The sequence below is a fragment of the Phaeovulum veldkampii DSM 11550 genome (assembly GCF_003034995.1).
In the GTDB taxonomy this organism is placed as follows: Bacteria; Pseudomonadota; Alphaproteobacteria; order Rhodobacterales; family Rhodobacteraceae; genus Phaeovulum; species Phaeovulum veldkampii.
Window position 1 is genome coordinate 68,515 of sequence record NZ_PZKF01000001.1, and the last position, 24,633, is coordinate 93,147.

The 24,633-nt window shown below is 67.0% G+C and carries 24 protein-coding genes; 6 read left to right on the plus strand and 18 right to left on the minus strand.

The genetic code is table 11. The features are described from left to right. Position 1: 1 nt before the first annotated feature. From C5F46_RS00310 to cysS, 8 genes are all read right to left on the minus strand, one after another. Positions 2–1,189 carry a glycosyltransferase gene (locus C5F46_RS00310; RefSeq protein ID WP_168796786.1) on the minus strand — a complete coding sequence of 396 codons (1,188 nt, stop codon included), beginning with the start codon at positions 1,187–1,189 and terminating at the stop codon, positions 2–4. Then, the gene (locus C5F46_RS00315) at positions 1,186–1,980 is read right to left on the minus strand and encodes a WecB/TagA/CpsF family glycosyltransferase (protein WP_107323367.1); all 795 of its coding nucleotides are present in this window, start codon (positions 1,978–1,980) and stop codon (positions 1,186–1,188) included. The genes C5F46_RS00310 and C5F46_RS00315 overlap by 4 nt, the downstream gene beginning before the upstream one ends. Next, a complete protein-coding gene (locus C5F46_RS00320; protein ID WP_235820039.1) occupies positions 1,977–2,975 on the minus strand; it encodes an aldo/keto reductase in 999 nt (332 codons plus the stop codon). The genes C5F46_RS00315 and C5F46_RS00320 overlap by 4 nt, the downstream gene beginning before the upstream one ends. Next, complete coding sequence (locus C5F46_RS00325) at positions 2,968–4,608, minus strand: FAD-dependent oxidoreductase (RefSeq protein ID WP_107323369.1); 1,641 nt, start codon at positions 4,606–4,608, stop codon at positions 2,968–2,970. The genes C5F46_RS00320 and C5F46_RS00325 overlap by 8 nt, the downstream gene beginning before the upstream one ends. Positions 4,609–4,772: 164 nt before the next feature. Beyond that, positions 4,773–5,540, minus strand: a complete 768-nt coding sequence (locus tag C5F46_RS00330) for a squalene/phytoene synthase family protein (RefSeq protein ID WP_107323370.1) — start codon at positions 5,538–5,540, stop codon at positions 4,773–4,775. Then, positions 5,540–6,250: a class I SAM-dependent methyltransferase gene (locus C5F46_RS00335; protein WP_107323371.1), complete on the minus strand. Its 711-nt coding sequence runs from the start codon at positions 6,248–6,250 to the stop codon at positions 5,540–5,542. The genes C5F46_RS00330 and C5F46_RS00335 overlap by 1 nt, the downstream gene beginning before the upstream one ends. After that, positions 6,247–7,869, minus strand: a complete 1,623-nt coding sequence (cimA, locus tag C5F46_RS00340) for a citramalate synthase (protein WP_107323372.1) — start codon at positions 7,867–7,869, stop codon at positions 6,247–6,249. Before cimA ends, C5F46_RS00335 begins: the two co-directional genes overlap by 4 nt. Then, the gene (cysS, locus tag C5F46_RS00345) at positions 7,859–9,457 is read right to left on the minus strand and encodes a cysteine--tRNA ligase (protein ID WP_107323373.1); all 1,599 of its coding nucleotides are present in this window, start codon (positions 9,455–9,457) and stop codon (positions 7,859–7,861) included. Before cysS ends, cimA begins: the two co-directional genes overlap by 11 nt. A 111-nt stretch (positions 9,458–9,568) precedes the next feature. Here cysS and C5F46_RS00350 point away from each other — a divergent pair, with 111 nt between their 5' ends. Then, the gene (locus C5F46_RS00350) at positions 9,569–9,913 is read left to right on the plus strand and encodes an MmcQ/YjbR family DNA-binding protein (protein ID WP_107323476.1); all 345 of its coding nucleotides are present in this window, start codon (positions 9,569–9,571) and stop codon (positions 9,911–9,913) included. Here the strand turns inward: C5F46_RS00350 and C5F46_RS00355 are convergent. From C5F46_RS00355 to C5F46_RS00375, 5 genes are all read right to left on the minus strand, one after another. After that, a complete protein-coding gene (locus tag C5F46_RS00355; RefSeq protein ID WP_107323477.1) occupies positions 9,910–10,986 on the minus strand; it encodes an ABC transporter ATP-binding protein in 1,077 nt (358 codons plus the stop codon). The two genes, C5F46_RS00350 and C5F46_RS00355, sit on opposite strands and share 4 nt — an antisense overlap. 14 nt (positions 10,987–11,000) lie before the next feature. Beyond that, positions 11,001–11,807, minus strand: coding sequence for an ABC transporter permease (locus C5F46_RS00360; protein ID WP_107323374.1), 807 nt, complete (start codon positions 11,805–11,807; stop codon positions 11,001–11,003). Beyond that, on the minus strand, positions 11,804–12,691 hold the full coding sequence (locus tag C5F46_RS00365; RefSeq protein ID WP_107323375.1) for an ABC transporter permease: 888 nt from the start codon (positions 12,689–12,691) through the stop codon (positions 11,804–11,806). Before C5F46_RS00365 ends, C5F46_RS00360 begins: the two co-directional genes overlap by 4 nt. Before the next feature lie 167 nt (positions 12,692–12,858). Further along, positions 12,859–13,383 (minus strand): aldehyde dehydrogenase family protein, encoded by a 525-nt coding sequence (locus C5F46_RS00370; RefSeq protein WP_168796784.1) that lies wholly within the window; start codon positions 13,381–13,383, stop codon positions 12,859–12,861. An 8-nt stretch (positions 13,384–13,391) separates the two neighbouring features. Continuing rightward, positions 13,392–14,801: an aminotransferase-like domain-containing protein gene (locus C5F46_RS00375; RefSeq protein WP_107323377.1), complete on the minus strand. Its 1,410-nt coding sequence runs from the start codon at positions 14,799–14,801 to the stop codon at positions 13,392–13,394. Between the two features lie 87 nt (positions 14,802–14,888). Between C5F46_RS00375 and C5F46_RS00380 the strand changes: the two genes are divergently transcribed. Then, complete coding sequence (locus tag C5F46_RS00380) at positions 14,889–15,080, plus strand: DUF1127 domain-containing protein (protein WP_107323378.1); 192 nt, start codon at positions 14,889–14,891, stop codon at positions 15,078–15,080. A gap of 65 nt (positions 15,081–15,145) precedes the next feature. Here the strand turns inward: C5F46_RS00380 and C5F46_RS00385 are convergent, their stop codons facing one another. Beyond that, positions 15,146–15,400 carry a hypothetical protein gene (locus tag C5F46_RS00385; RefSeq protein WP_107323379.1) on the minus strand — a complete coding sequence of 85 codons (255 nt, stop codon included), beginning with the start codon at positions 15,398–15,400 and terminating at the stop codon, positions 15,146–15,148. A 185-nt stretch (positions 15,401–15,585) separates the two neighbouring features. Here C5F46_RS00385 and C5F46_RS00390 point away from each other — a divergent pair, with 185 nt between their 5' ends. The 4 genes from C5F46_RS00390 (at position 15,586) to C5F46_RS00405 (ending at position 20,482) form a co-directional block, all read left to right on the plus strand. Beyond that, positions 15,586–16,617, plus strand: a complete 1,032-nt coding sequence (locus C5F46_RS00390) for an N-acetylneuraminate synthase family protein (RefSeq protein ID WP_107323380.1) — start codon at positions 15,586–15,588, stop codon at positions 16,615–16,617. 222 nt (positions 16,618–16,839) lie between these two features. Next, a complete protein-coding gene (locus C5F46_RS00395; protein WP_107323381.1) occupies positions 16,840–18,144 on the plus strand; it encodes a D-amino acid dehydrogenase in 1,305 nt (434 codons plus the stop codon). 33 nt (positions 18,145–18,177) lie between these two features. After that, complete coding sequence (locus tag C5F46_RS00400; protein ID WP_107323382.1) at positions 18,178–18,882, plus strand: phosphoribosyltransferase; 705 nt, start codon at positions 18,178–18,180, stop codon at positions 18,880–18,882. Between the two features lie 85 nt (positions 18,883–18,967). Next, entirely contained in the window at positions 18,968–20,482 is a 1,515-nt protein-coding gene (locus C5F46_RS00405) for an SLC13 family permease (protein WP_107323383.1), read from the plus strand. On the opposite strand, the gene C5F46_RS00410 is transcribed toward C5F46_RS00405, so the two are convergent. The 4 genes from C5F46_RS00410 to purS all read right to left on the minus strand — a co-directional run bounded on the left by C5F46_RS00410 (position 20,479) and on the right by purS (position 24,629). Continuing rightward, a complete protein-coding gene (locus tag C5F46_RS00410) occupies positions 20,479–21,810 on the minus strand; it encodes a sigma-54-dependent transcriptional regulator (RefSeq protein WP_107323384.1) in 1,332 nt (443 codons plus the stop codon). The two genes, C5F46_RS00405 and C5F46_RS00410, sit on opposite strands and share 4 nt — an antisense overlap. A gap of 3 nt (positions 21,811–21,813) precedes the next feature. Beyond that, complete coding sequence (locus C5F46_RS00415; RefSeq protein WP_107323478.1) at positions 21,814–23,598, minus strand: sensor histidine kinase; 1,785 nt, start codon at positions 23,596–23,598, stop codon at positions 21,814–21,816. 52 nt (positions 23,599–23,650) lie between these two features. Next, entirely contained in the window at positions 23,651–24,319 is a 669-nt protein-coding gene (gene purQ, locus C5F46_RS00420; RefSeq protein ID WP_107323385.1) for a phosphoribosylformylglycinamidine synthase subunit PurQ, read from the minus strand. Positions 24,320–24,389: 70 nt separating this feature from the next. Beyond that, a complete protein-coding gene (purS, locus tag C5F46_RS00425) occupies positions 24,390–24,629 on the minus strand; it encodes a phosphoribosylformylglycinamidine synthase subunit PurS (protein WP_107323386.1) in 240 nt (79 codons plus the stop codon). Positions 24,630–24,633 lie beyond the last annotated feature (4 nt).

Here is a 24,633-nt window from a genome sequence, read left to right on the forward strand (position 1 = left end):
GTCACGCCCGCCGCGCCGCCAAACGGCGGTGGTCGTCAAAGATCGGCGCCAGCAGCCGCTCTGGCCGGTGTGCCGCCGCAGCGCGCGCGACGCAGACAGGGTCCACCCGCCCCGCGCCGATCGCCGCGCCCAGATCGGCAATGCGCGCGGCCATCTGCGCCAGTTGATCGGGGCCGCGCGGCACCAGATGCCCCGCCGCGGACATGGCATACAGAGGCTGCAACTGGGGCAGGTGCAGCGCCACCACGGGCCGCCCCGAGGCCAGACATTCCAGCACAAAGCGCGGCATGCCCTCAAATTCCGAGGTCAAGAGGCCGATATGGCAGCCAGCAAGGATTGCCGCGACGTCTGCGGCCGATTTTCGACCATGCACTACGGTTATTTCTGATACTTCGGAAAATTCCGGGTGTGCCGACAGATCACCGTCGCCCACATAATGAAACTCGACCGGCACCGCCGCCTGCCGCGCCATCGCCACCACCCGCAGCATCAGATCCAACCGCTTGAACGCGTCGCAGCGCCCGGCAAAGACCAGCCGCAGCGGCAGCACGGCAGCAAAGGGCTGCGGTGTGAACAGATCGGTGTTGGCCCAGGTGGTCAGGGTGTGAAATTTCGCGCCAAAGGGCCAATAGCGGCGCGCGAACATCGACGTCACCTCAGGGTTGACGGTGTAGAACCTGACCGCCAGCGCCGCCGCCAGGTATTCAGTGGCGGCGCGCAGCCGGTGGTGGCGGCCCAGGATCCCGCTCATCGGTTTGGATCGGTCGCCCCAGACATGCAGCATCTGGATGAAGGGCACCCGCAGCGCGGCAAAGATCGGCGCATACTCGACCCGGCGCAGCTCCACCGAATAGCCCCCGCGCCGCAGCAGCGGGCCGATCAGCCCGCGCTTGCGCCACATCAGCGCGGCAAAGCGGAAGGTTTCCGATTGGGTGATCGACTGCGGCGCACGGTTCACGCTGTCATCCAGCCGGGCAATCGGCAGAAAATCCAGCTCGCGGCCGCGAAAGCGAACACGGCTGATCTGGTCCGGGGGCAGATCGCCGATCTCGTCGGGGCCGATGAACAGCAGGTCGATATCGTCGGGGCGATACTGGATATAGTCTCGGATATAGGTCTCGATCCCGCCCACCTTCAGCCCGCGCGGATCGGCGCTGTTGACCAGTGCCACCCGAACGCGTCGGCTCATGGCCGGGCGGCGCGCAGACGGGTCGCGCGCAGCCGCAGAAAAAACAAAGGAATACCGATTACATAGCGCCGAAACAGCCGCGCAGGCTCGCGCAGCAGCCGATAGAACCATTCCAGCCCCAGCCGCTGCATCGCGCGCGGCGCGCGGGCAAACCGCCCCCCCATCAGATCAAGGATAGCGCCGCCGCAGATGATCAGGCAGGGGTGGTCCAGCCCCGCACGCAGCACCTCGGCTACCCGCTCCTGCCGCGGCATTCCCATGCCCAACACGATCACCGGGGGCCGCGTCTTGCGGCACAGGTCAAGATAATGCGCCGCGGGGCGGAACCCGTCAGCCTCGGCCTTCACCCGCAGACCGGCCGCGCGCAGCGCCGCCGCCGCCTGCCCCAGCCAAGGCTGTCGGGTGCCAAAGATCGCCACACCCTCCCCCGCCAGCCGCGCCAGAAGCTGCGGGATCAGATCAGATCCGTTCAGGTTCAACCCCGGATCGCGCCCCAGCGTGCGCAGCGCCATGCCGGTGCCGGTGCCGTCGCGCAGCAGAATGTCGGCACCCGCGAAGGCCGCGAAAATGTCGGGATCAGACCAGATCAGGTTGATCGCATGGGCATTGACAAAGGCCAGCACGGTAGGTGCCGCGGGGCGCGTCAGCGCGTCGATCAGCGCGGGCATCTGCGCCGCCTCGGTCTCGATGCGCAGGGCTTCGAGGATCGTCAGCACCCGCGCGGCGCCATCGGCGCCAAAGGCGCGGTCCAGCGTCAGCCCCAGCGGTGGCGATAGTTCGACAAGACTCATGGCGTGGTCCCCGTTGCAGACATCAGGTTCAGCCGGTCCAGCACCGGCATCAGATCGGCCAACCTGCGCGGCGCGGCCATGCGGGCGGCCAGCGCCTCCAGATGGTGCGGGGCACAGGCGGAAAACAGACATATGCCGCCGCGGTTGGCGGCCAGCGCGTAATCGGTCAGAAAGGCCGCGGCGGCGGTTCGGGGCGGGCCATCGTCATAGCCAGCCGCTGCCAGCGCGGCCCGCAGCCCGGTGTCAGGGCGTGCAACAAGGGCCGCCAGCCGCGCCAGCGCCCCGCCCGCCCCCAGCGCGCCATGGGTCACCACCCCGCCCCCGGCCCGGCGCCACCCCGCCAGCCAAGGCGCCAGCGCCGCAGGATCGAACGGGCTGGAGGCGATCTGCACCAGGCTGTAGGGCGCGCCCAGCACGACCGCCGCCGCCGCCGCAGCCGTGCTGCCGGCCACACCGACCGCGCCCACCCGCCCCTCGCGCAGCAGGTCGGTCAGGCAGGCCAGCAGATCGGGGCGCGTCACATCGGCCGGGTCGGGATCGTGCAGCATCAGCCGGTCGATCGGCGCGCCGCGCAACGCGGCAAGGCTGGCGCCGACCGACTGGCGCAGCGTTTCGGGGCCAAGGGGAAGCCGCGCGGGAACGCGCCCGGTGGCAGCCAGCCCGCGCAGTTGCGGCAGCATTGCCACCGCGCTGCGCGCCAGAGGCCGCAGCGCCCCGCGCCAGCCCATGGGCCGCGGCGCAAGGCCCACCTTGCTGGTGATGGTGATGGCGCCCGGATGGGCCGCGGCAAAGGCGCCCAAAATCCGCTCGGCCTGCCCGTCACCATAGGCTGGCGCCACGTCGAACCAGGTGATCCCGGCCGCCAGCGCGCGCTCCAGCGCGCGCCGCCCCTCGGTCGCGCCGATCCGAGAGCCGAGCGAGGCACAACCAAAGCCCACCCCCGCCGCAGTCACGGCCCGATCAGAGACGTGCGCCGCACTCAGCCCATCAGGCATTGCCACCACCCCCGCCCGCTGCCAGATGATGCGCCAGCCGCAGGCCCAGACAGCAGGCGGCAAAGGTCGGGTTGGCATGGCCCGACGTGGGCAAAACCGCGGTCGAGGCGACATGCAGATTGGCAACCCCGTGCACGCGGCATTCAGGGGTGACCACGCTGGTGCCGGGGTCGGCGCCCATCCGCAACAGGCCCTGCTGGTGAAACCCGTCCTGCGCCTGCGCCAGAACGGCAGCGCGGCGCCCGGCCTCGGGGACGCGATAGATCAGCCGCCCCTTCCCCGCCGCGCGCAGCGCGTGGTCCAGCACCTGATGCGCGCGCACGACCGAGCCTGCATCCTCGGCTGAAAAGCGCAGGCCGATTTCCAGTCCGCGGGCGCCATCGGGCATCGGGCGCGCGCTCAGCCGCGCCCGGCTGTCGGGGTCGGGCGTGTGTTCGGCGTGATAGGTCAGCGCATAGCGCCCGGCCGGATTGCGCACCAGAACGCCGGGGCGGCGCGGTTTTTGCAAATGGCGTTGGCGCAGGATCATCGTGGCGGCCCCCAGCGTTGCCAGCGGCGCGCGCGCCACATTGGCCAGATGGGCGCGCAATCGCCCGCCCCCGCCGATGTGCCGCAGCCGGATGGCTTCGGGCAGCAGCATGCGCCCGATCGGCGCAAAATACAACCCCAGGTAGATTGCCGATAGAATGCCGCTGCGGTGCGAGGGGTCATCAAAGGCCGGATTGTCGGCCCAGAAGGCCACGTTGCGCAGCCCCAGATCGGCCTGAGCCCCCGGCGCCAGCGTAAACCGGCGCCGAACCCAGGCGCCGCTGGCGTCACGAAAGAAATCCAGCGATGCGGCATCGGCAGGGTCATTCAGCGCCAGATCGGCGATGGTGCCGAACAGATGCCCCATGTAGTGCCGCCCAAGCGGCCCCTCGGCCCCGCCGAACAAACCCGGCGCATGGGCCTGCGCCAGCGCCAGCAACCGCGCGCTGCCCAGTCCGCCTGCGGCGATCACCACCTGCGCCGGGAACAGCGCCAGCCGCGCCCCCGCGCGCCCGCGCACGACCACCTGACGAACCTGGCCCCCGGCGATCTCCAGCGCCTCGACCGGAGCATTGAGGCTGAGAGTGATCCGCGCTGACGCGGCAACCGCCGCGCGCAGCCGCCGTGCCAGCCGCGGCTCGCGTGACCAGCGCTCCAGCGCGGAACAGGCCACGTCGGGGCCCAGGCCCTGCCAATCGGGGTGCGGATCGTGAAACCGGGCGCTGCCGCAATCCAGATAGTCGGCGGCGCGGTTGGCATGAACCGCCAGCGCCTCGGGCGGGATTGGCCAGCCCGAACCGGGCACATGCGCGCGCGGCTGATGATCCAGCGCATCCATCGCCACGCAGCGCCCGCCCCACCACCACGACGTGCCCCCCAGCGCCGCCGCGGCGCACAGATGCAGGGGCGCATGGGTGGCGCTGTCGGTCAGAACACCGGGCACGGGCGCAGGCCCCGGCGTCTCGCCCCCAGCCTCCAGCACCAGCACGCGGCGGCCCAGATGCGCCAGTTCCAGCGCCAGCGACAGCCCGACCGGCCCCGCCCCGATCACGCAGACATCGGCGGGGACCGCTGCCCGTTGCGGCGTCAGGCCGTCACAGATCATTCCAACGCCCCCCTGTCGCGCCAGCCTTGCGGCGCGCGTCACGGGCCGATCGCCCACCCCGCCGCTGATGCAAGACTAGGCTGCAACAGCAGTATTCCGCAATTGGATTTCGTGTTAAGGTTGTATTTTGTCGCGCCCTCTGCGCGTCCGTCCAGACCCTGCGGTCACCACCGCCCGGTCAGTGCCAGCCGCACCAACCCCGCGCGCCGCGCAAACTCCGACTGACCCAGCCCACCCGCCGCCACCAGCCCAGGATCGGCGGCGGCCTGCGCCAGAATCGCCCGCGCCTGCCAGCCGGTATAAAGCGCAGGCGCCGCCACTTTGGGCACCGCAGGCCGCGCCGCCGCAGCACGGGCATGGCGCGCCAGCCCCGTCTGGGCCAGCGCCCGCAGCGCCGCCACCTCGGGCATCACCGCCCGGCCCCGGCGCACCAGTTCCGGCAGCGCCAGCAGCCAGTTGGCCAGCCCCGCCGCCGCCGCATGATCGCGCACCACTGGCGCGGCGGCCTCCGGTGCGCCCAGAACCCGCGCCGCCGCCCACATCAGATTGCCCGATGTCGCCTCCAGATAGGCCCAGAGCGCGGCATCATCGGCAAAAGGCTCGTCCCAGCAATCGCGCCGCCGCGCCTCGGCGATGCCGGTCAGCAGCGCAACCGGCAGGCCGGTCTCGGCCATCAGATCGGCCACGGCGCGCAGCACCTCCGGAGTATTGGCGGGCGGGGTATTGGCAACGGGGGGGGCCAAGGCGTCGATCCACCATTGCAGGCGCATTTCGGCCAGCATTGGCTGGGTGCTGGCCCAAGGCGCGCGCGCGAGCTCCAGGTTCAGCGCGTAAAGCGGCCACAGCCGCGCCCGCGCCGCCGGTGGCGCCGCCATGGTGGCGGCGAACCGGTCCGGGTCGCCCGTGGCAACGGCGTCGGCCAGGCTTTGCATCACGCCGGCTCCGCCAGGATCAGCAGGTAGCCATAATCACCGCCATCGGTGCGCCACAGCGTGATCTCCTCGGCCTCGGCAGCCAGCGCCGGATCGTCGCCCTGCGCGCGCAAGACATCCAGCCGTGCAGCCAAAGGTTCATAATAGGCCGCCCAGGCTGCCCGGCCCAGAAACCGCGCGCCCAGCACACGGTAGCCCGCCGCCGCCACCTGCGCCAGAACCCCGGCCCGGTCGGTCATCTCGGGGTAATTTGCCGCCCAAAAGGCACGCGCCGCCGGCGAAGGCCGCGCCACCGCCCAGCACAATTGCGAAAATGCCACCCGCCCGCCCGGCGCCAGATGGGCGCGCCAGCGCCGCAGCCCCGCCTCGACGCCCAGATGATAGATCGCCCCCGCCGACCAGATCAGATCGAACGGCCCGCCGGGCGGGTTGGCCATATCGGCCTGATGGACCTGAACCCGCGGGTCATCGGCCCAGCGCGCCCGCAGCGCCGCCACATAGGGCGCGTGCAGATCGACGGCCACCACGCGCCCCTGCGGCAGATGGGCCAGCAGCCCCGCCACATCAGCCCCCGGCCCGCAGCCCGCATCCAGCACCGCCGCATCCGGCCCGATGCCTGCCACACCCATCGCCCAGTCCAGACTTTCCCGGTCGCCCGGCCCCTCGCGTTCCAGCCCCGAATGCAGCAGGAAAAAGGCCGCCTCGCTCATGCCGGAGCCACCCCGTCGCGCAGCAGCTTCCAGTTCATCGCGTCCAGCAGCGCCTCGAAGCTGGCATCCACGATGTTGGGGCTGACCCCCACCGTGGACCAGCGCCTGCCCTGCCCATCCTCGCTGTCGATGATGACGCGAGTGACGGCCTCGGTGCCGCCCTGTGTGATGCGAACCTTGAAATCCACCAGCTTCATATCGTCGATGCAGGCCTGGTAGGGGCCCAGATCCTTGGCCAGCGCCTTGGCCAGCGCGTTCACGGGGCCGCGGTCGGACCCGGTTTCATCCATGCTTTCGGACACCGACAGCATCTTGCGCCCGCCGATCTTCACCACCACCACCGCCTCTGACAGGCTGATCATCCGGTCATAGCGGTTCTTGCGCCGCTCCACCGTGACGCGATAGCGCTTGACCTCAAAGAACGCGGGCATCAGGCCCAGTTCGGCCATCGCCACCAACTCGAAACTCGCCTGCGCGCCGTCATAGGCATAGCCCTGATCTTCGCGCGCCTTGATCACCTCAAGGATGCGGGCCAGACGCGGGTCTTTCGGGTCCACCTCGATGCCCGCCGCCGCCAGCCGCGCGCGCAGGTTCGACTGACCCGCCTGATTGGACATCGGGATCAGCCGCGTGTTGCCCACCAGACCGGGGTCGATATGTTCATAGGTCGCGGGGTCTTTCAGGATCGCGCTGGCATGCAGCCCCGCCTTGTGCGCAAAGGCCGAGGCGCCGACATAGGCCGCCGCCCGGCGTGGCACCCGGTTCAGAATGTCATCCAGCATCCGGCTGGTGCGCGTCATCCCGGCCAACGCCGCCGCGCTGACCCCGGTGTCAAACCGGCTTGCATAAGGCTCTTTCAGCAGCAGCGTCGGGATGAGCGATGTGAGGTTGGCATTGCCGCAGCGCTCGCCCAGCCCGTTCAGTGTGCCCTGCACCTGACGCACACCGGCGTCCACCGCGGCCAGCGTTCCGGCCACGGCATTGCCGGTGTCGTCGTGGCAATGGATGCCCAGCCGATCACCCGCAATGCCCGCCGCGATGACCTCGGCCACGATCCGGCCCAGTTCGGCAGGCAGGGTGCCGCCGTTGGTGTCGCACAGCACGATCCAGCGCGCACCCGCCGCCTCGGCCGCGCGCAGGCAGGCCAACGCATGGGCGCGGTCGGTTTTCCAGCCGTCGAAGAAATGCTCGGCGTCAAACAGCGCCTCGCGCCCCTGCGCCACCACATGCGCGACCGAGGCGCCGATCGCCTCGAGGTTTTCCTCCGGCGTGATCCCCAGCGCGGTCACCACCTGCCCGGCATGGGCTTTGCCCACAAGGCACACCGCAGGCGTGCCCGCGTTCAGCACGGCCGCCAGCACATCATCATTCGCCGCCGACCGGCCTGCGCGTTTCGTCATGCCAAAGGCGGTAAAGGTGGCGCGGGTGTCGGGCCGAGCGGCGAAAAAATCGCTGTCGGTCGGGTTGGCACCGGGCCAGCCCCCCTCGATGTAATCGACCCCCAGCGCATCAAGGGCGCGGGCGATCTGCACCTTTTCGGCCACCGAGAACTGCACACCCTGCGTCTGCTGCCCGTCGCGCAGCGTGGTGTCGTAAAGGTAGAGGCGTTCACGTATCATCGGCCTCGGGCTCCAAGGTTTCTTCGACGCGTTGAGCCTCTAACAGTGCTTTTTCCATGTGTTCTTCATAATGTTTGTCGAATTTGACTTCATCAAAGCCTGTTATTGCGGAGGGACCGTCTTCATCCAATGAAATTTGGAACCCTGCTGATCGTAATAAATTCACGGAAGCCTCCGCCGCCAATTTATCTCCGGCTTCCCATGCCTTGTTCGCACCGCTGAGCGCATATCGCAAAAGAGCATCAGGTTCTTTGAACGCACGACTCGTCGGTTTGTGATCAAATACTGCGACGCCAGATTCGATAAGGAGCTTCCTGAGTTTGTCGGACAAGTCGAAACGACCCGCAGCGCGTGCGCGCTCCCTGACACTCGTAATCTCGAAAATTCTCGGATCCTCACCCAGCTTGAGATGATCATTCCGATCAAACCAAAGCCCCATGGACGGCTCCAGCAAACCGACCAAGTGTCCACACGCAAGTAGGTCTGCCGCATTGCCCTGTTTAGCATACTTGCGCATCAAGGTCAGTGCCTGAGGAGTATTCAGGTCATCCGCAAGAGCGTCCAAAAACTCTGTGGGTGCAGATCGGCTAGGACGAACGGTCATGCAAATATAATGCCATTTTTGGAGGGTCTTTTCAGCCTCGCGCGCCTTCTCCGCCGTCCAGTCCATCGGCTTGCGGTAATGCGTCTGAAGATAGACGAACCGGATCACCTCGCCCGGAATGCCCTGATCCAGCAGGTCGCGCACGGTAAAGAAATTGCCCAGGGATTTGGACATCTTCTTGCCCTCGACCTGCAACATCTCGTTGTGCAGCCAATAGCGCGCAAAGCCCGAACCGGGATGGGCGCAGCAGCTTTGGGCGATCTCGTTTTCATGGTGCGGGAATTGCAGGTCGATGCCGCCGGCGTGAATGTCGAACGCCGCGCCCAGCAGTTCATGGCTCATCGCCGAACATTCGATATGCCAGCCGGGCCGCCCCCGGCCCCAGGGGCTGTCCCAGCCGGGCAGGTCTGCATCCGACGGCTTCCACAGAACAAAATCCATCGGGTCGCGCTTGAAGGGCGCCACCTCGACCCGCGCGCCCGCGATCATGTCATCGACCGACCGGCCCGACAGGCGACCATAGTCGGGGTAGCTGCGCACATCGAACAGCACATGACCCTCGGCCACATAGGCGTGGCCGCGCGCGACCAGCCCCTCGATCATCGTGATCATCGCGCCGATGTAATCGGTCGCGCGCGGCTCATGCGTGGGGCGCAGCGCCCCCAGCGCGTCCATATCCTCGTGATACCAGGCAATCGTTTCTTCGGTGATATCGCGGATGTCGCGCCCCGTGGCGGCGGCGCGGGCGTTGATCTTGTCATCCACGTCGGTGAAGTTGCGCACATAGGTGACGTGATCGGTGCCATAGACATGCCGCAGCAGCCGGAACAGCACGTCAAACACCACCACCGGCCGCGCATTGCCCATATGCGCGCGGTCGTAAACCGTGGGGCCGCACAGATACATCCGCACATTGGCCGGATCGAGCGGCACGAACGGCTCTTTCTTGCGGGTGCGGGTGTTTGTCAGGCGGATATCGGTCATCTCATGTCCTCGCGCGGGCGCATCGCGCGCGGTCTAGCAGGTTCCCCCCGCCGTTCCAATGCCAAGCGCAGCGGCATTGCCCAAACGCCGCCGCGGGCGCATCATGCGGCCATGAGCGATCCTGACATCACCGCACTCTGCGCGGCCCTGCCCGGCGCCAGTTGCAGCCAGCCCTTCGGTCCCGAGGCCGATGTGTGGAAACTGGCGGGCAAGATATTCGCCATCGTCTCGACCATGGGCGGCGGGGTGTCGGTCAAATGCCGCGACACCGAGACCGCGCACCTGCTGATCGAGATGGGCCGCGCCACCCCCGCCCCCTATCTGCCGCGGGGCGGCTGGGTGCGGATCATGCCGGGCACCATGCCCCCCGATGAACTGGCCGAGCGGATCGCCACCTCTTACGCGGTTATCCGCGCCAGCCTGCCGAAAAGGCTGCGCGACCAGACCCTGGCCTAGCGGAACAGCACCAGCGCGCCGGGCGACCAGGCCACGCGGGTGCGGGTGCCGATATCCAGCACCGGGCGGCCAAAGACGTTGCGCATCGAAATGCGCACGGGCCGGTCCACCCCGTCCAGACGGACATCGTAATAGGTCATGTCGCCGTAATAGACGACCTCTTCAACGGTGCCGGGGGTTTCGCGGTCCATGGCGGTCTGACCTTCATAAAGGATCGTCAGCGTTTCGGGCCGAAAGCCCACCCAGGCCTCGCCGCCGCTGATCTTGCCCGGCGCCTGCGCGGCCTCGATATCGACCTGCCCCAACCCGCCCGCCTCGATCGAGATATGGCCGTTCGATTCGCCCGTGACCTTGGCGGGAAGAAAGTTCATCACCCCGATGAAATCGGCCACCCGGCGCGAATTGGGGCGGCGATACAGCGTTTCAGGGTCGTCGAGTTGCGCGATTTCGCCCTCGAACATCACCGCGATCCGGTCCGACATGACCAGCGCCTCTTCCTGATCGTGGGTGACCAGAACAAAGGTGATGCCGACCTGACGTTGCAGCTTGATCAGTTCGACCTGCATCTGTTCGCGCATCTTCTTGTCAAGCGCGCTCAGCGGTTCATCCAGCAGCAATACCTTGGGTTTCAGAATCAGCGCGCGCGCCAGCGCAACCCGCTGGCGCTGCCCACCCGACAATGCGTGCGCCGCGCGGTTTCCATAGCCCTTTAGCCCAACCATCTCCAGCGCCTCATCGACCGCGCGGATCTTTTCGGCGGCGCTGCGCGGATCGCGGCGCAGGCCAAAGCCCACGTTCTCGGCCACGCTCAGATGCGGAAAGATCGCATAAGACTGGAACACCATGTTGGTGGGCCGCTTGTTCGCGGGCACATGCGCCATATGCTTGCCGTCGATCATCACTGCGCCCGAGGAAATACCCTCAAACCCCGCGATGGTGCGCAGAAGGGTGGTCTTGCCGCAGCCCGACGGGCCAAGCAGCGAAAAGAACTCGCCGGCGCGGATCGTGGCGGTGATCCCGCGCAGCGCGTGATAGTCGCCATAATATTTATGGACATCCTGAAATTCGATCATCGGCGGGCGGGTGGTCACAGGAAACCTCCGGTATCGGTGCCGCCGGTTTTCGCAATGCCGCGACGGCGGAAATATTCGGCAATGGTCAGCAAGATGACCGACATCAGCACCAGCACCGTGCCCAAGGCCATGATCATCGGGATCTGTTTCGGGAACCGCAGTTGCGAAAAGATGTAGGTCGGAAGCGTCGGCTCGCTGCCCGCAAGGAAGAAGGCGATGATGAATTCATCAAGGCTGATGGTGAACGAGATCAGCACCGACGAAATGATCCCCGGCATCACCAAGGGCAGCGTGATCAGCCGGAAGGTGGACCATTTCGTTTCGCCCAGATCATAGGCCGCCTCTTCGAGGCTGCGGTCGAGCGATGAAAACGCTGTGTTCAGGATCGCAATCGCATAGGGCGTGCAGATCAGAACATGGCCAAGGATCACGGTAAATGTGGTCAGCTTGATCCCCAACCCCAGCAGCACCACCAGAAGCGACACCGCCACGATGATTTCGGGCAGCACCAGCGGCAGCATGATCAGCCCGACGATCCCCGCCTTGCCCGGAAAGGCAAAGCGCGTCGAAGCGCGGGCCGCAAAGATGCCCAGCGTCGTGGCCAGAATCGACGATGACACCGCAATGATCAGCGAGTTTTTCACCGCCTGCGCCAGCGCGGGGGTGGTGAACATCTGCTCGAACCACTTGGTGGTGAAGTCTTTCAGCGGAAAGGCGATGATCGTGCCGTCGTTGAAGGCGAAGATCGGCAACAGCAGGATCGGCGCATAAAGAAACAGCAGGTAGAACAACGCATAGGCGCGCAGCGCGGGGAATTTCATCGCTGCCCCCTCAGAAAGCGCCGGTTCATGAACAGAAAGATCAGGCTGACCAGCGTCACGATCGCCATCGCCGACACCGCGATGGCCGACCCCATCGGCTTGTTGTCCAGATCCAGCATCCGCGCCTGAATCAGGTTGGCCACCATCGGGATCTTGCCGCCGCCGATCAGTTGCGGGGTCACATAATCACCAATGGTTGGAATGAAGACGATCAGCACCGCCGCCACCACACCCGGCATCGCCAGCGGCAGCGTCACCCGCCAGAACGTCATCAGCCGGGATTCGCCCAGATCCTGCCCCGCCTCCAGCAGCGCGCGGTCAATCTTTTCCAGCGCCACAAAAATCGGCAGGATCGCAAAGGGCGCATAGGCATGGGCCAGCGTCAGCACGATGGAATTGACGTTGTAAAGGATGAAGGTCAGCGGTTCGTCGATCAGGCCAAGGTTCATCAGGCCCGAATTGATGACCCCGTTATAGCCCAGGATCACCTTCCACAGGAACACCCGGATCAGATACGAGGTCCAGAACGGAATGGTGATCAGGAACAGCCAGCGCGCCTTGCGCGAGGCCGGAACATGGAACGACACATAGTAGGCGATGGGAAAGGCCAGCAGCACCGTGGCCGCCGTCACCATCGCCGACACCATCAGAGATCGCAGCATCACCGCGCGAAACACCGGATCGGTCCAGGTGGTGATGTAGTTTTCCAGCGTGAATTCGCGGATGATCGTCAGGTAGCCATCCTTGAAAAAGGAATAGGCGACGATCGTCGCCAGCGGCGCGGCCAGCATCAGAATCGCGTAGATCGCCGTCGGGCTGACCAGCACATAGCCATTGAAGGCCTCAGACCGGGTTAGACGGTCCCATCGTGATCCCAGCGCCATCGGCTCGCCCTTCTTCGTCACGGTCCTGGCGCGGAACGCGCACAGGGGCACCCGGCCCCCCTGCGGGCCCGTTCCGTCTCAGTTTGCACAGCTTGCGGGGCAAGAAAAGGGGGGCCGCGGTGGCAGGCCAAGGCAAGACGTGGAATTTTGCAGCGGATGCCCGGTTTTCAGGCATTCCGGTCCGGGTCATGGGGCCGAAGGTCCAGATGCCGCGCCGCCGCATCGGCCGTGCCGTGCAGAAGCGCCACCACACCGGCAGGCAGCGCCGCGCGATGCAGCGCCCGGATCAGCCCCAACGCGGGCAGGGGCGCCGCAGGATCGGGCAGCAGCAGCACCGCCGCCCCCGCCAGCAGCCGCCCCGTCACCGCAGGGGCCAGCGCCGTGGCGGGCAACGCCGCCGCCGCGATCAGCGCAAGCCCAGGCGCGCCCGCAGGCGCCCCAGACCTGGCCACCCCGGCCAGCGCATCGGCCCGCCCCGCAAGCCCCAGCGCCGCCCACCCCGGCAGCGCCGCCGCCGCGGCCGCCCCGGCACGGGCAAAATCGGCAGGCCCCGCCAGCACCAGCCGCGCCCCCACGCCCGGCACATCGGCCATGTCGGTTGACAAGGGCGCGCGCCACGCCCCGCCGACGTAATGGGTCAGCAGCGCCTCGATCAGATCGTCGGTCCAGTCGGCGGTGCAGTCGGTGCTCATTGCAGGCCTCATACCGGCAGATCACCGGGCGGGTTGGCCAGCAACCGCGCCAGCCGTGCCAGCGCCCCGGTATAGCGCTCCTCGGAAATGCCGCCCGCCAATGCGAGGCGCACCGCATTGGGCGCGTGCCCGTCCACCAGCGCATATTCATCGGCAGACCGCAGCAGCACTCCCTCGGCCTCGGCCAGCCGGGTGAAGGTAGAAGCACGCCAGCCGGTGGGCAGCCGCAGCCACAGAAACGACAGGCCGGGCTGCCAGGTGATATCGTGCCCCGCCAGCGCCGCCACCGCCATGTCGAGCCGGCGCGACATCACCGCTTGCGCCGCATCGCGCAGCCGCGCCGCCTGCCCCGACAGCATCAGCCGGGTGACGATATCGGTGATCGGCCGCGCCAGCCCGAAATAGCTGTGCTGTGCGGCCAGCCGCCCGGCCTCACCCATGCCGGTGGGGCAGACCACCGCGCCAAAGCGCAACCCCGCCGAGATGGATTTCGACAGGCTCGACACATGCCAGCAGCGTTCGGGCGCCAGTTCGCGCAAGGCCGGCAGGCTGGAGCCGGGCACGGTATAGCAGTCGTCTTCCAGAATTTGCAGGTCGTGGCGGCGCGCAACCTCAACGATCGCGGCGCGGCGCGCGGGGCTCATGCGCACGGCGGTGGGGTTCTGCGCCTCGGTCGCGATGCAGACCACCTGCCCGCCGTGGCGACGGCAGGCGGCATCCAGCGACTCGGGGCGCATCCCCTCGGTATCCAGCGCCACGCCCACCACCTCGGCCCGGTTCAGTCGGGCGGCGTGGCGAAAGCCGGGATAGGCCAGCTCCTCGGCCAGAACCACCGGCCGGTCGCCACGCAGGCAGCATTGAAAAACAATATTGATGCCGTTCTGCCCGCCATGCGTCAGCACCAGATCATCGGGGCCGATGGCGCCCAGTCGGCGGTCCGACAACCAGCCCGTCACCGCCTCGCGGCAGGGTCGGTCGCGGCGCAGGCGGGGGTATTCCAGATAATCAGCGGCAATCTGGCCCGCCGCCTCGATCATCACGGCGGCAATGGCCGCGGTCTGCCCAACGTCGGGCAGTTGCGGGGCGCGCAGGTCCACCGGGCCGGTGGCACGGTCCAGATCGGGAAGGCGGTCGATATAAAGCGGCTGGCTTGGCCCCAGCCGCGGGGTGCGGGCGGCGACAAAGGTGCCCCGGCCCACCGCGGCCTCCAGCAGACCCTCTTGCGTGGCGATCTGATAGGCGCGCGCCACGGTGCCCGGCGTGATCCCCAGTCGCCACGCCAGTTCGCGCACCGGCGGCAACCGCGTGCCCGGCGCCAGATCGCCACCGCGCACCGCATCGCGCAGCGCCCGCCCAAGGGCCAGATATTTTGGCCCGCCCTGCCCGGACAGGTCCGGGTGCCAGCTTGTATCAATCACAATGTTTCTCTGGACCCTATTGTGCCGCCATTGTATCAATAGACATGCCGAAGCTGTCGCTTTGTATCAATACGCAAAAGGTGCCCCATGTCCAGCCTGCTTGTTAGCCGCCTCATCACCCTGTCCGCTCCGGCGCCGATCAAGGTGCTGCGCGGCTGGCTGGGGCGCAGCCGTGAACGCGCCGCGCTGGCCCGGCTGGATGACCGCCTTCTGAGCGACATCGGACTTGACCGGGCACATGCCGAGGCCGAGGCCAGCCGCCCGTTCTGGCAAGAGTAAGGTTCCGCAGTCCCCTGACGGACCTCTTCCTCGGCCGGGCTTGCCCGGCCTTTTTTTATTTCAGATCAATGCGCAACGGCCTCGATCGCAATAGAGCGGCTGCGCAGTTCGGCATAAAGCGCCGAAACAACGCGGGTTGTGCTGACGGCGCGCGACAGCGCATCGGTCAGGTGATGCTCGTTTGCGGGGCCGCTCACACGCCAAACCAGACGCCGCGCCACGCCATCGTCATAGACGATTTCGACCGCCCCGCCGCGCCCTTTGCGCAGGCCCAGAAAATCGAACCCTCCGCAGGTGCTGTGAAAAACAGATTGTGCCATTTGTATCGCTCTGCCCGTTTATTGTATTATGCAGATACCCTGCCGCAGCGTCAGCAGCCCGTCAATTCGCGCGCCGCCCGCGCGCCGCAATTCCGCGGGGCCGAGTCTTTCGCGCCACATCTTCCCCAATTCTTGACAAGGCCGCGACCCTGGGGCAGCACCAGATCAACCCTCAGGAGATGCCCATGAAGATCGCCCACCGCGAGATTTCGCCCAGCCAGCCGCCCCTTGTGATCGCCGAAATCGGGATCAACCATGGCGGCAGCCTTGAGGTTGCCAAAGAGATGGTGCGCCTGGCCCATGCTGCGGGCTGCGAATGCGTCAAGCATCAGACGCACATTCTGGAAGACGAGATGACCGATGAGGCGAAGGCGATCTTTCCGCCCAATGCGGATGTCTCGATCTGGGATGTGATGGCAGCCTGCGCGCTGTCGCGCGAGGATGAGGTGGAGTTGAAGAACTTTACCGAAAGCCTTGGAATGATTTATCTTTCTACGCCATTTTCGCGTGCCGCGGCAGATTTCCTGAACGAGATCGGCGTGCCCGCCTTCAAGATCGGCTCGGGCGAGGCCGACAACCTGCCGCTGATCCGCCACATCGCGCGGATGGGCAAGCCGGTGATCCTGTCCACCGGCATGCAGACGATTGAAACACTCCGCGCCAGTGTGGCCATTCTGGACGCGGCGGGGGTGGACTATGCGCTGCTGGAATGTACCAATCTTTACCCCTCGCCACCCGAGATTGTATCGTTGCGCGGCGTGACCGAATTGCAGCGCGCCTTTCCGCGCGCCGTGGTGGGTTTTTCCGACCATTCGATCGGGCCCGAAATGGCGCTGGCCTCGGTGGCGCTGGGGGCTTGCATCCTGGAACGGCACTACACTGACACGCGCTATCGCAAGGGCCCCGACATCATCTGTTCGATGGACCCGGCCGAGCTGCGCCTGCTGATCGACCGCAGCCGCGAAATCTGGATCGCCGCGAACAACCCCAAGGAACGCACCCCCGCCGAAGAGCCGGTCTATCGCTTTGCCCGCGCCAGCGTGGTGGCCGACCGCGACCTGCCCGCGGGCCATGTCATCGGCGAGGCCGACATCTGGGCCCGCCGCCCCGGCTCGGGCGAAATTGCGGGCTATGACTTCGACAAGGTGCTGGGCAAAAGGCTGAGCCGCGCCGTCACCCGCAACACGCAATTGAAGTGGAGCGATCTGGACGGCTGAGCGGCCGTGTGACCGGGGCTGGCAGCAGAATCCTGTCTCGACCCGAAAGCAAGATTTATTCCGCCAGAAAGTTCACAGGCCTATTTTTCTTCGGCCTAAATAGACTTTTTCGGCGTTATCTTTGGCCTAGTCGCGTCTTCGCGCCAGTTTTCCGCAGAACATTTCTGCCGCTGATTGCTACACTTAGTCGCAGACAAACTGAGCGGCGGAAAAGGGGGCGACATGAAGGTCGTGGTTCTTGGGGCGGGTGTGATCGGGGTCAGTTCGGCCTGGTATCTGGCGCAGGCAGGCCATGAGGTGACGGTGATCGACCGTCAGCCCGCGCCCGCGATGGAAACCAGCTTTGCCAATGCGGGCGAGGTGTCGCCGGGCTATTCCGCGCCCTGGGCCGCACCGGGCATTCCGCTAAAGGCGTTGAAATGGCTGTTCCAGCGCCACGCACCAATGATCATCCCGCCGCGGCCCGACCTGGCCAAGCTGGGTTGGCTGGCGCAGATGCTGGGCAATTGCACCGCCGCAGCCTATGGCGTGAACAAGGCCCGCATGGTCCGGCTGGCTGATTACAGCCGCGACTGCCTGATCGCGCTGCGGGCCGACACCGGCATTTCCTATGATGAACGGATGCAGGGCACGTTGCAACTGTTCCGCAGCCAAAAGCAACTGGATGGCGCGGGCAAGGATATCGAGGTGCTGCGCGCCGACGGGGTGCCCTTCGAGGTGCTCGATCGTGACGCCTGCATCGCCGCCGAACCGGGGCTGGCCGCCGCGCGGGCGCAGATCGTGGGCGGGCTGCGGCTGCCACAGGATGAAACCGGCGATTGTTTCAAATTCACCACTGCGCTGGCCGATCTGGCGGCGGCGCGGGGCGTGGTCTTTCGCTATGGCGCAGGGATCGTGCGGCTGCATGCCGAGGCGGGCCGGATCGTCTCGGTCGAGACCACCGAGGGCACTGTCACCGCCGATGCCTTTGTGGTGGCGCTGGGCAGCCATTCGCCCGCGCTGGTGGCGCCATTGGGGCTGCGTCTGCCGGTCTATCCGGTCAAGGGCTATTCGATCACCCTGCCGATCATCGACGCCGACCGTGCGCCGGTTTCAACCGTGATGGACGAAACCTACAAGATCGCCATCACCCGGCTGGGCGACCGTATCCGCGTGGGCGGCATGGCCGAAATTGCGGGCTTTGATCTGAGCCTCAGCCCCCGCCGCCGCGCCACGCTGGAGCGGTCGGTGGGCGATCTGTTCCCCGGTGCGGGCGATGCCGCGCGTGCCAGTTTCTGGTGCGGGCTGCGGCCGATGACACCCGACGGCACCCCGGTCGTGGGCCGCACGCCGCTGGCAAACCTCTTCCTGAACACCGGCCACGGCACGCTGGGCTGGACGATGGCGGCAGGATCAGGGCGGGTGCTGGCCGATCTTGTCTCGGGACTTGCGCCCGAGATCGACGCAAGCGATCTTGGTCTGGCGCGCTACCAGCCGCGGCCCCGATCAGGCGAGGCGCGGCCGCGGCCGGTGCCCGTTACCGGCTGACCCGACACCACTGCGCGCAAAACCGGAGGGGCCATGTTCACGGATCGGACCGAGGCGGGGCAAAGGCTGGCAGCGCGTCTGGCGCCCGAGGTGCGGCGGCCCGCGGTGGTGCTGGCCCTGCCCCGCGGCGGTGTGCCCGTTGCAGCCGAGGTGGCCCGCGTGCTGCGGCTGCCGCTTGATCTCGTGATGGTGCGCAAGATCGGCCTGCCCGCCGAGCCTGAGGTGGCCCTGGGCGCCATCGCCGGGCAGGACGGGGAAGAAATGATCCTGAACCCGCAACTGGCTGCAATCTCGGGCCTGAGCCGGGACGAGATCGAGGAACTGGCCGAGGTTCAGCGCCACGAGTTGCGCCGCCGCCGCGACCTCTATCTGGCAGGGCGACCGCCGCAGCCCTTGGCGGGAAAGACTGTGATCGTGATCGACGATGGTATCGCCACCGGCGCCACGCTGCGCGCGGCGATCCGCGCGGTGCGCCGCACAGGCCCGTCGCGCGTGATCCTTGCGGTGCCCGTCGCCCCCGCCGAGGTGCTGGCAGACCTGCGCGGGCTGGTGGACGCGGTGGTCTGCCTTGAAACTCCCGATCCGTTCATTGCCGTCGGGGCCCATTACCGCGCATTTGCGCAGGTGCCGGATGCAGAGGTGCTGCGCCTGCTGTCGGCCTGCGCGGCGCGCGATGACACGTCCGGCGACAGGGCGTCTGCATCCAGCCAGGGATACGCCCCGCGGTCCGATCCCTGATCGTGCGAAAGTGTTATCCGGTCGTCGTGCCATCCTTGCAAATCCGGGGCATAAGGGCCGCAACGCCTAACCCCGGACATGACCAATGCAACACCCCGCCCCTGCCCCGCGCAGCACCCCCGCCCAAGCCCCGCGCCCGCGTGCCAAGACCGGACCGGCCCGCGCGCGGCTGGGGCTGGTGCTTGGCCCGCTGCTGTTTTGCGCGATACTGCTGATCGGCCCGCCCGAGGGCATGACCGCCGCGCCCTGGACGGTGGCCGCGCTGACCGTGCTGATGGCGCTGTGGTGGGTGACCGAGGCGATCCCGCTTGCGGCAACGGCGCTGTTGCCGGTGGCGGTTCTGCCGACACTGGGCACTGCCAGCTTTGCCGAAACCGCCAGCCCCTATGCCAACCCTCTGATTTTCCTGTTTCTGGGCGGGTTTCTGATCGCTTTGGCGATCCAGCGGTGGAACCTGCATCAGCGCATTGCGCTGGTGATCCTCGGGCTGGTGGGCCAGCGCCCCGATCATCTGGTGGCGGGCTTCATGACCGCCACCGCGGCGCTGAGCATGTGGGTGTCGAACACCGCCACCGCGGCGCTGATGCTGCCGATCGGGGTTTCGGTGCTGGCCATGATCGAGGCCGGGCCCACACCGCCCGAGCGCGCGCGCCCGATCGGCACCGCGCTGATGCTGGGCATCGCCTTTGGCGCCAATATCGGCGGCATGGCAACGCTGATCGGCACCCCGCCCAATGCGCTGCTGGCGGCCTTTCTGGCCGAAAGCTGGGGCATCGAGATCGGCTTTCTGGAGTGGATGGTCTTTGCGCTGCCATTGTCGGCGGTGCTGTTGGCGGCGTGCTGGCTGGTGCTGTGCCGCTGGGCCTTTCCGGTTCCGGCTGCGCCGGTGGACGGGATCGCAGACCTGCTGGCCGAGCGCCGGGCAGCGTTGGGTCCGATGCGCGGGGCCGAGCGCCGGGTGGCCGCGATCTTTGCCGCGGTGGCGCTGGCCTGGGTGCTGCGCCCGGCGCTGGTGGCGGTCTTGCCGGGGCTGCACCTGACTGATGCGGCCATTGCGGTGCTGGGCGGGCTGGCGTTGTTCGCGATCCCGGCCGACCGCGCCAGCCGGCGCCCGCTGCTGGACTGGGACGACACCCTGCATCTGCCCTGGGGGGTGCTGATCCTTGTCGGCGGCGGGCTGAGCCTGGGCGAGGCGATTGGCGCCAGCGGCCTGTCGGCGCATCTGACCGGGCTGATGCAGGGCCTGACCGGCGCGCCCGAATGGCTGCTGGTGGGCGCGGTGGCGACGGCGGCAATGGCGCTGAGCCATGTCACCTCGAACACCGCCACCGCCGCCACGCTGGTGCCGCTGGCGGGGGCGCTGGCCATCAGCCTCGGGCTAAGCCCGCTGTTGCTGACGCTGCCGGTCGCGCTGGCGGCATCTTGCGCCTTCATGCTGCCGGTGGCGACGCCGCCCAATGCCATCGTCTTCGGCAGTGGCCGGGTCAGCGTGCCGGAAATGGTGCGCGCGGGCTGGCGGCTGAGCCTGATCTCGCTTGCGCTGATCGGCGGCGGCGTGGTGACGCTTGATCTGGCAGGGCTGATGTCGGCGCCGGGTTAAAGGTAATCGCCCCGGCTCAGGCCATATTTCGCCATCTTTTCGTTCAGCGTGCGGCGCGGCAGGCACAATTCATCCATCACCGCGGTGATCGAACCCTTGTGGCGGCGCATCGTGTTGTCGATCAGCATCTTTTCAAAGCTCTCGACATATTCCTTGAGCGGCTTGCCCTCGGTGGTCATCGCGGGGCCGGCCTCTTCGTTCTCGGCCATCAGCAGCGAGGCGATGGAGCCGGTGCCGCGGCGATTTTGCAGCACCGCGCGCTCGGCCACATTGATCAACTGACGCACGTTTCCGGGCCAGGGCGCCTGCAACAGTTGCGCCGCCTCCTGTGCGGTGATCTGGGGCGCTTCGCAGCCGTATTCATCGGCGAATTGCTCGGTCATCCGGGTGAACAGCGTCAGAATATCCTCGCCCCGCGTCCGCAGCGGCGGCAGCAGGATCTTCAGCGCGGCCAGCCGATAGTAAAGATCGGGGCGCAGCGCATCTTCTACGGTTCGGCCCTCGCCATGGGTGTTGCAGATCGCGATGATCCGGGTTTCGGCGGGGCTGCCCTGATCGTTGATGAAGGTCAGCAGGCGGGCCTGCAACGGCTGGCTCAGCGCCTCGATATCCTCAAGGCACAGCGTGCCGCCGCGCGCCTCTTCCACCAGCGGCAGCGCGCCGCCCTCTTCGACCGGGCCAAACAGCCGCGCCGCCAGCAGGTCTTCGGAATAGGCGGCGCAGCTGACCACCACGAATTTCCTGCCCGCCCGCGGTCCCACCGCATGCAGCGCATGCGCCACCAGCGTCTTGCCGGTGCCGGTTTCGCCGTCGATCAGCACATGGCCATCAGCCTGCCCCAGATCGAGGATATCCTCGCGCAGCCGCTCCATCGCGGGCGAGGTGCCGATCAGCTTGCCCATCACCTGCGCGCCTTCGGCCAGATCGCGGCGCAGCGCGCGGTTGTCCAGCGTCATCCGCCGGGCATTGGTCGCGCGTTTGGCCAGTTCGGTCATCCGGTCTGGATTGAAGGGCTTTTCCATGAAATCCATGGCCCCCAGCCGCATCGCCTCGACGGCCATCGGCACATCGCCATGCCCGGTGATCATGATCACGGGCAGCCCCGAATCGATCCCCATCAGGCGTTTCAGAAAGGCCATCCCGTCCATGCCCGGCATCCGTATATCGGAAATCACCACCCCCGGCCAATCGGCGCCGATCGCCTTCAGCGCATCTTCGGCACTGGCATAGGCTTCGGTGTCAAACCCCGACAGAGCCAGCCACTGGCTGATCGACTGACGCATATCCTCTTCGTCATCGACAATCGCAACCTTCATCATCCGTGCCATCGGCTACTCCGCTGCCCTGGGCGCCCGGCCCGTAATCCTGTCTGAATAAAGCGGCAACTGCATCTCGAACACAGCCCCGCCATCGGTGGCGTTATGCGCCGTCAGGCGCCCACCGAAATCCTTCACGATCCCCGACGAGATGGCGAGGCCAAGCCCCGTGCCCTCGCCCGGTTTCTTCGTAGTCCAGAACGGCTCGAACAGCTTGTCCAGATCGGAAATCCCCGGCCCATTGTCGCGCACCGCCAGAACGGCCGTTTCCCCCACCGTCAGCAACAGGTCGATCTGCGGCTCTGCAACCGATTTGGTGGCGTCGATGGCGTTGCGCAAGAGGTTGATGATCACCTGTTCCAGCCTGATCCGGTCGGCCATGACCCGGATCGTGGCCCGCGGCAAGGTCCGGGTGATACGCACCCGGCGCGCGCGCAGCTGCGGCTCCATCATCTGCAACGCCGAAGATATCGCTGCGCGAAGGTCAACAGGTTCAAAGGCTTCTCCGCCCTTCCTCGCGTATGACTTCAACTGCCGCGTGATCGCCCCCATCCGTTCGATCAGGTCGTCGATACGCTGGAACGAGGCCAGCGCCTCGGTGCCGCGCCCGCGCTGCAACAGCAGCCGCGCGCCGGCCAGATAGGTGCGCATCGCCGCCAGCGGCTGGTTCAACTCATGGCTGACCGCCGCCGACATTTCGCCCAGGGCGGCCAGTTTCGAAGATTGCTCCAGCGTCTGCTCGGCCACGGCAAGGTCTTTCTGCACCCGCTCGCGCTCGGCAATCTCACGCGACAGCCGCGCGTTCAGCGCGCGCAACTCCACCGACTCGCGTCGATAGGCCAGCGATTGCACCCGCGCGCGGCGCGACAACAGGTAAAACACCCCCGCCAGCAGGATCGCAAAGCCCATGATCTCCAGCGCCAACACGGCATTCACCCGCTCGCGGATCGAATCGTAGGTGGTGAACGACACCATCCGCCAGCCGCGAAACGGCAGCCGCGTTTCAGCCCGCATCACCGCGGTGCCGCTGACATAGGCATCAGGCGGCGCATTGGCCCAGTCTGCAGTCAACTGAAACGCGCGCTGGATCGCGGACGGCGCGCTGCGCGCGGCCAGCGCCTGTTCCATCGTCAGCCCGCGCCAGCGCGGCTCGGTCGCCAGAATGATGCGGCCCCCGCTGTCGATTACAGCCACCGCATCCGAAATGCCCGCCCACGATCGTTCGAATTTCGACAGGTCGGCCTCGACCACGATCACGCCCACCGGGCGACCATCCTGCCGCATTGCGCGGGAATAGACAAACTCGGTCCCGCCCGACTCGCGCGGGCTTGCGGTAAAGACGGTGTCACGGGCGCGCATCGCATCCACGAACCACGGCGCCTGAGCATAGGTCTTGCCGATCAGGTTGCGGTCGGTCGCAGCCACGGTTCGCCCGGAAATATCCAGCAGCCGGATCGAGGCGGCCTCGATCTCCTCCTCGGCCGAGATCAGCCGCGCCGACGTGGTGGAATATTCGCCCGACCCCAGAGAGGACAACAGCGCCGGGTCACGCGCCAGCAACAGCGGCACCACGGCGCTGCGCTGCAATTCCGACAGGATGTTGCCGGAATAGAGCGCCAGCCGCAACTCGGCCCGCACCCGCGTGGTTTCGGTAAACCGGTCTGACAGCCAGTAGTTGGTGGCCCAGACCACGCCCACCGCCAGCACCAGGATCAGCCCGACGGCAGCCCGCAAAACCCAGGCCCGCCGCGGCGGCGCATCGGCCTCGGGGCTGTTCTGGTCGCTGTCGGGGTCGATCATTACCATGGCGCGACCTTAGGCCAGCCGCGCCCGCGGCTCAAGGCGGCCCGCCTCAGGCGCGGGCCATCATTCCGGCCAGCGCGCGGAAGAGCGCCGATCCATCGGTGCCGCCCTGCGCTGGATCAACCGCACGTTCCGGATGCGGCATCATTCCCAGCACCCGGCGGTTCGCGCTCAGCACCCCGGCAATATCGTCCATCGAGCCATTGGGATTGTCGGCATAGCGAAACGCCACGCGATCCTCGCCCTGCAGCCTGGCCAGCCCCTCGGCGTCGATGGTGTAATTGCCGTCGTGATGGGCAATCGGAAACATCACCTCGGCCCCTCTGGCATAGCCTTGGGTAAAAACGCTGTCGGTGGTGGCCACCCGCAGCGTCACCGGCTTGCACAGAAACTGAAGCCCCGCGTTGCGCATCAGCGCGCCGGGCAGCAGGCCCATTTCGGTCAGCACCTGAAACCCGTTGCAGATGCCCAGCACATAGCCGCCGCGGCCCGCAAAATCGCGGATCGCCTGCCCCACCGGGCTTTGCGCCGCAATCGCGCCGCAGCGCAGATAATCGCCGTAGGAAAACCCGCCCGGCACACCCACCACATCGGTGCCTTCGGGCAGCGCGGTCTCCTTGTGCCAGACCCGCACCACGTCGGCCCCGGCCGCAGCAAAGGCCTGGGCCAGATCGCGGTCGCAGTTCGACCCGGGGAAGGTGACGACGGCGGCTTTCATCGCGGGCCTCTCTGCTTTCATCTTGGTTCAAATATCCCGGGGGTCCGGGGGCAGCGCCCCCGGCGCGGCCTCAGGCGATCTCGATGGTGTATTTCTCGATCACGGTATTGGCGAGCAGCTTTTCGCACATCGCCCGCACCTCGGCCTCGGCTGCGGCGCGGTCGGTGGCGGCCAGATCAAGGTCGATCACCTTGCCCTGCCGCACCGCCTCGACCCCGCCAAATCCCAGCGTTCCCAGCGCGTGGCGCACCGCCTCGCCCTGCGGGTCGAGAACACCATCCTTCAGCATCACATGAACGCGGGCTTTCATCGGC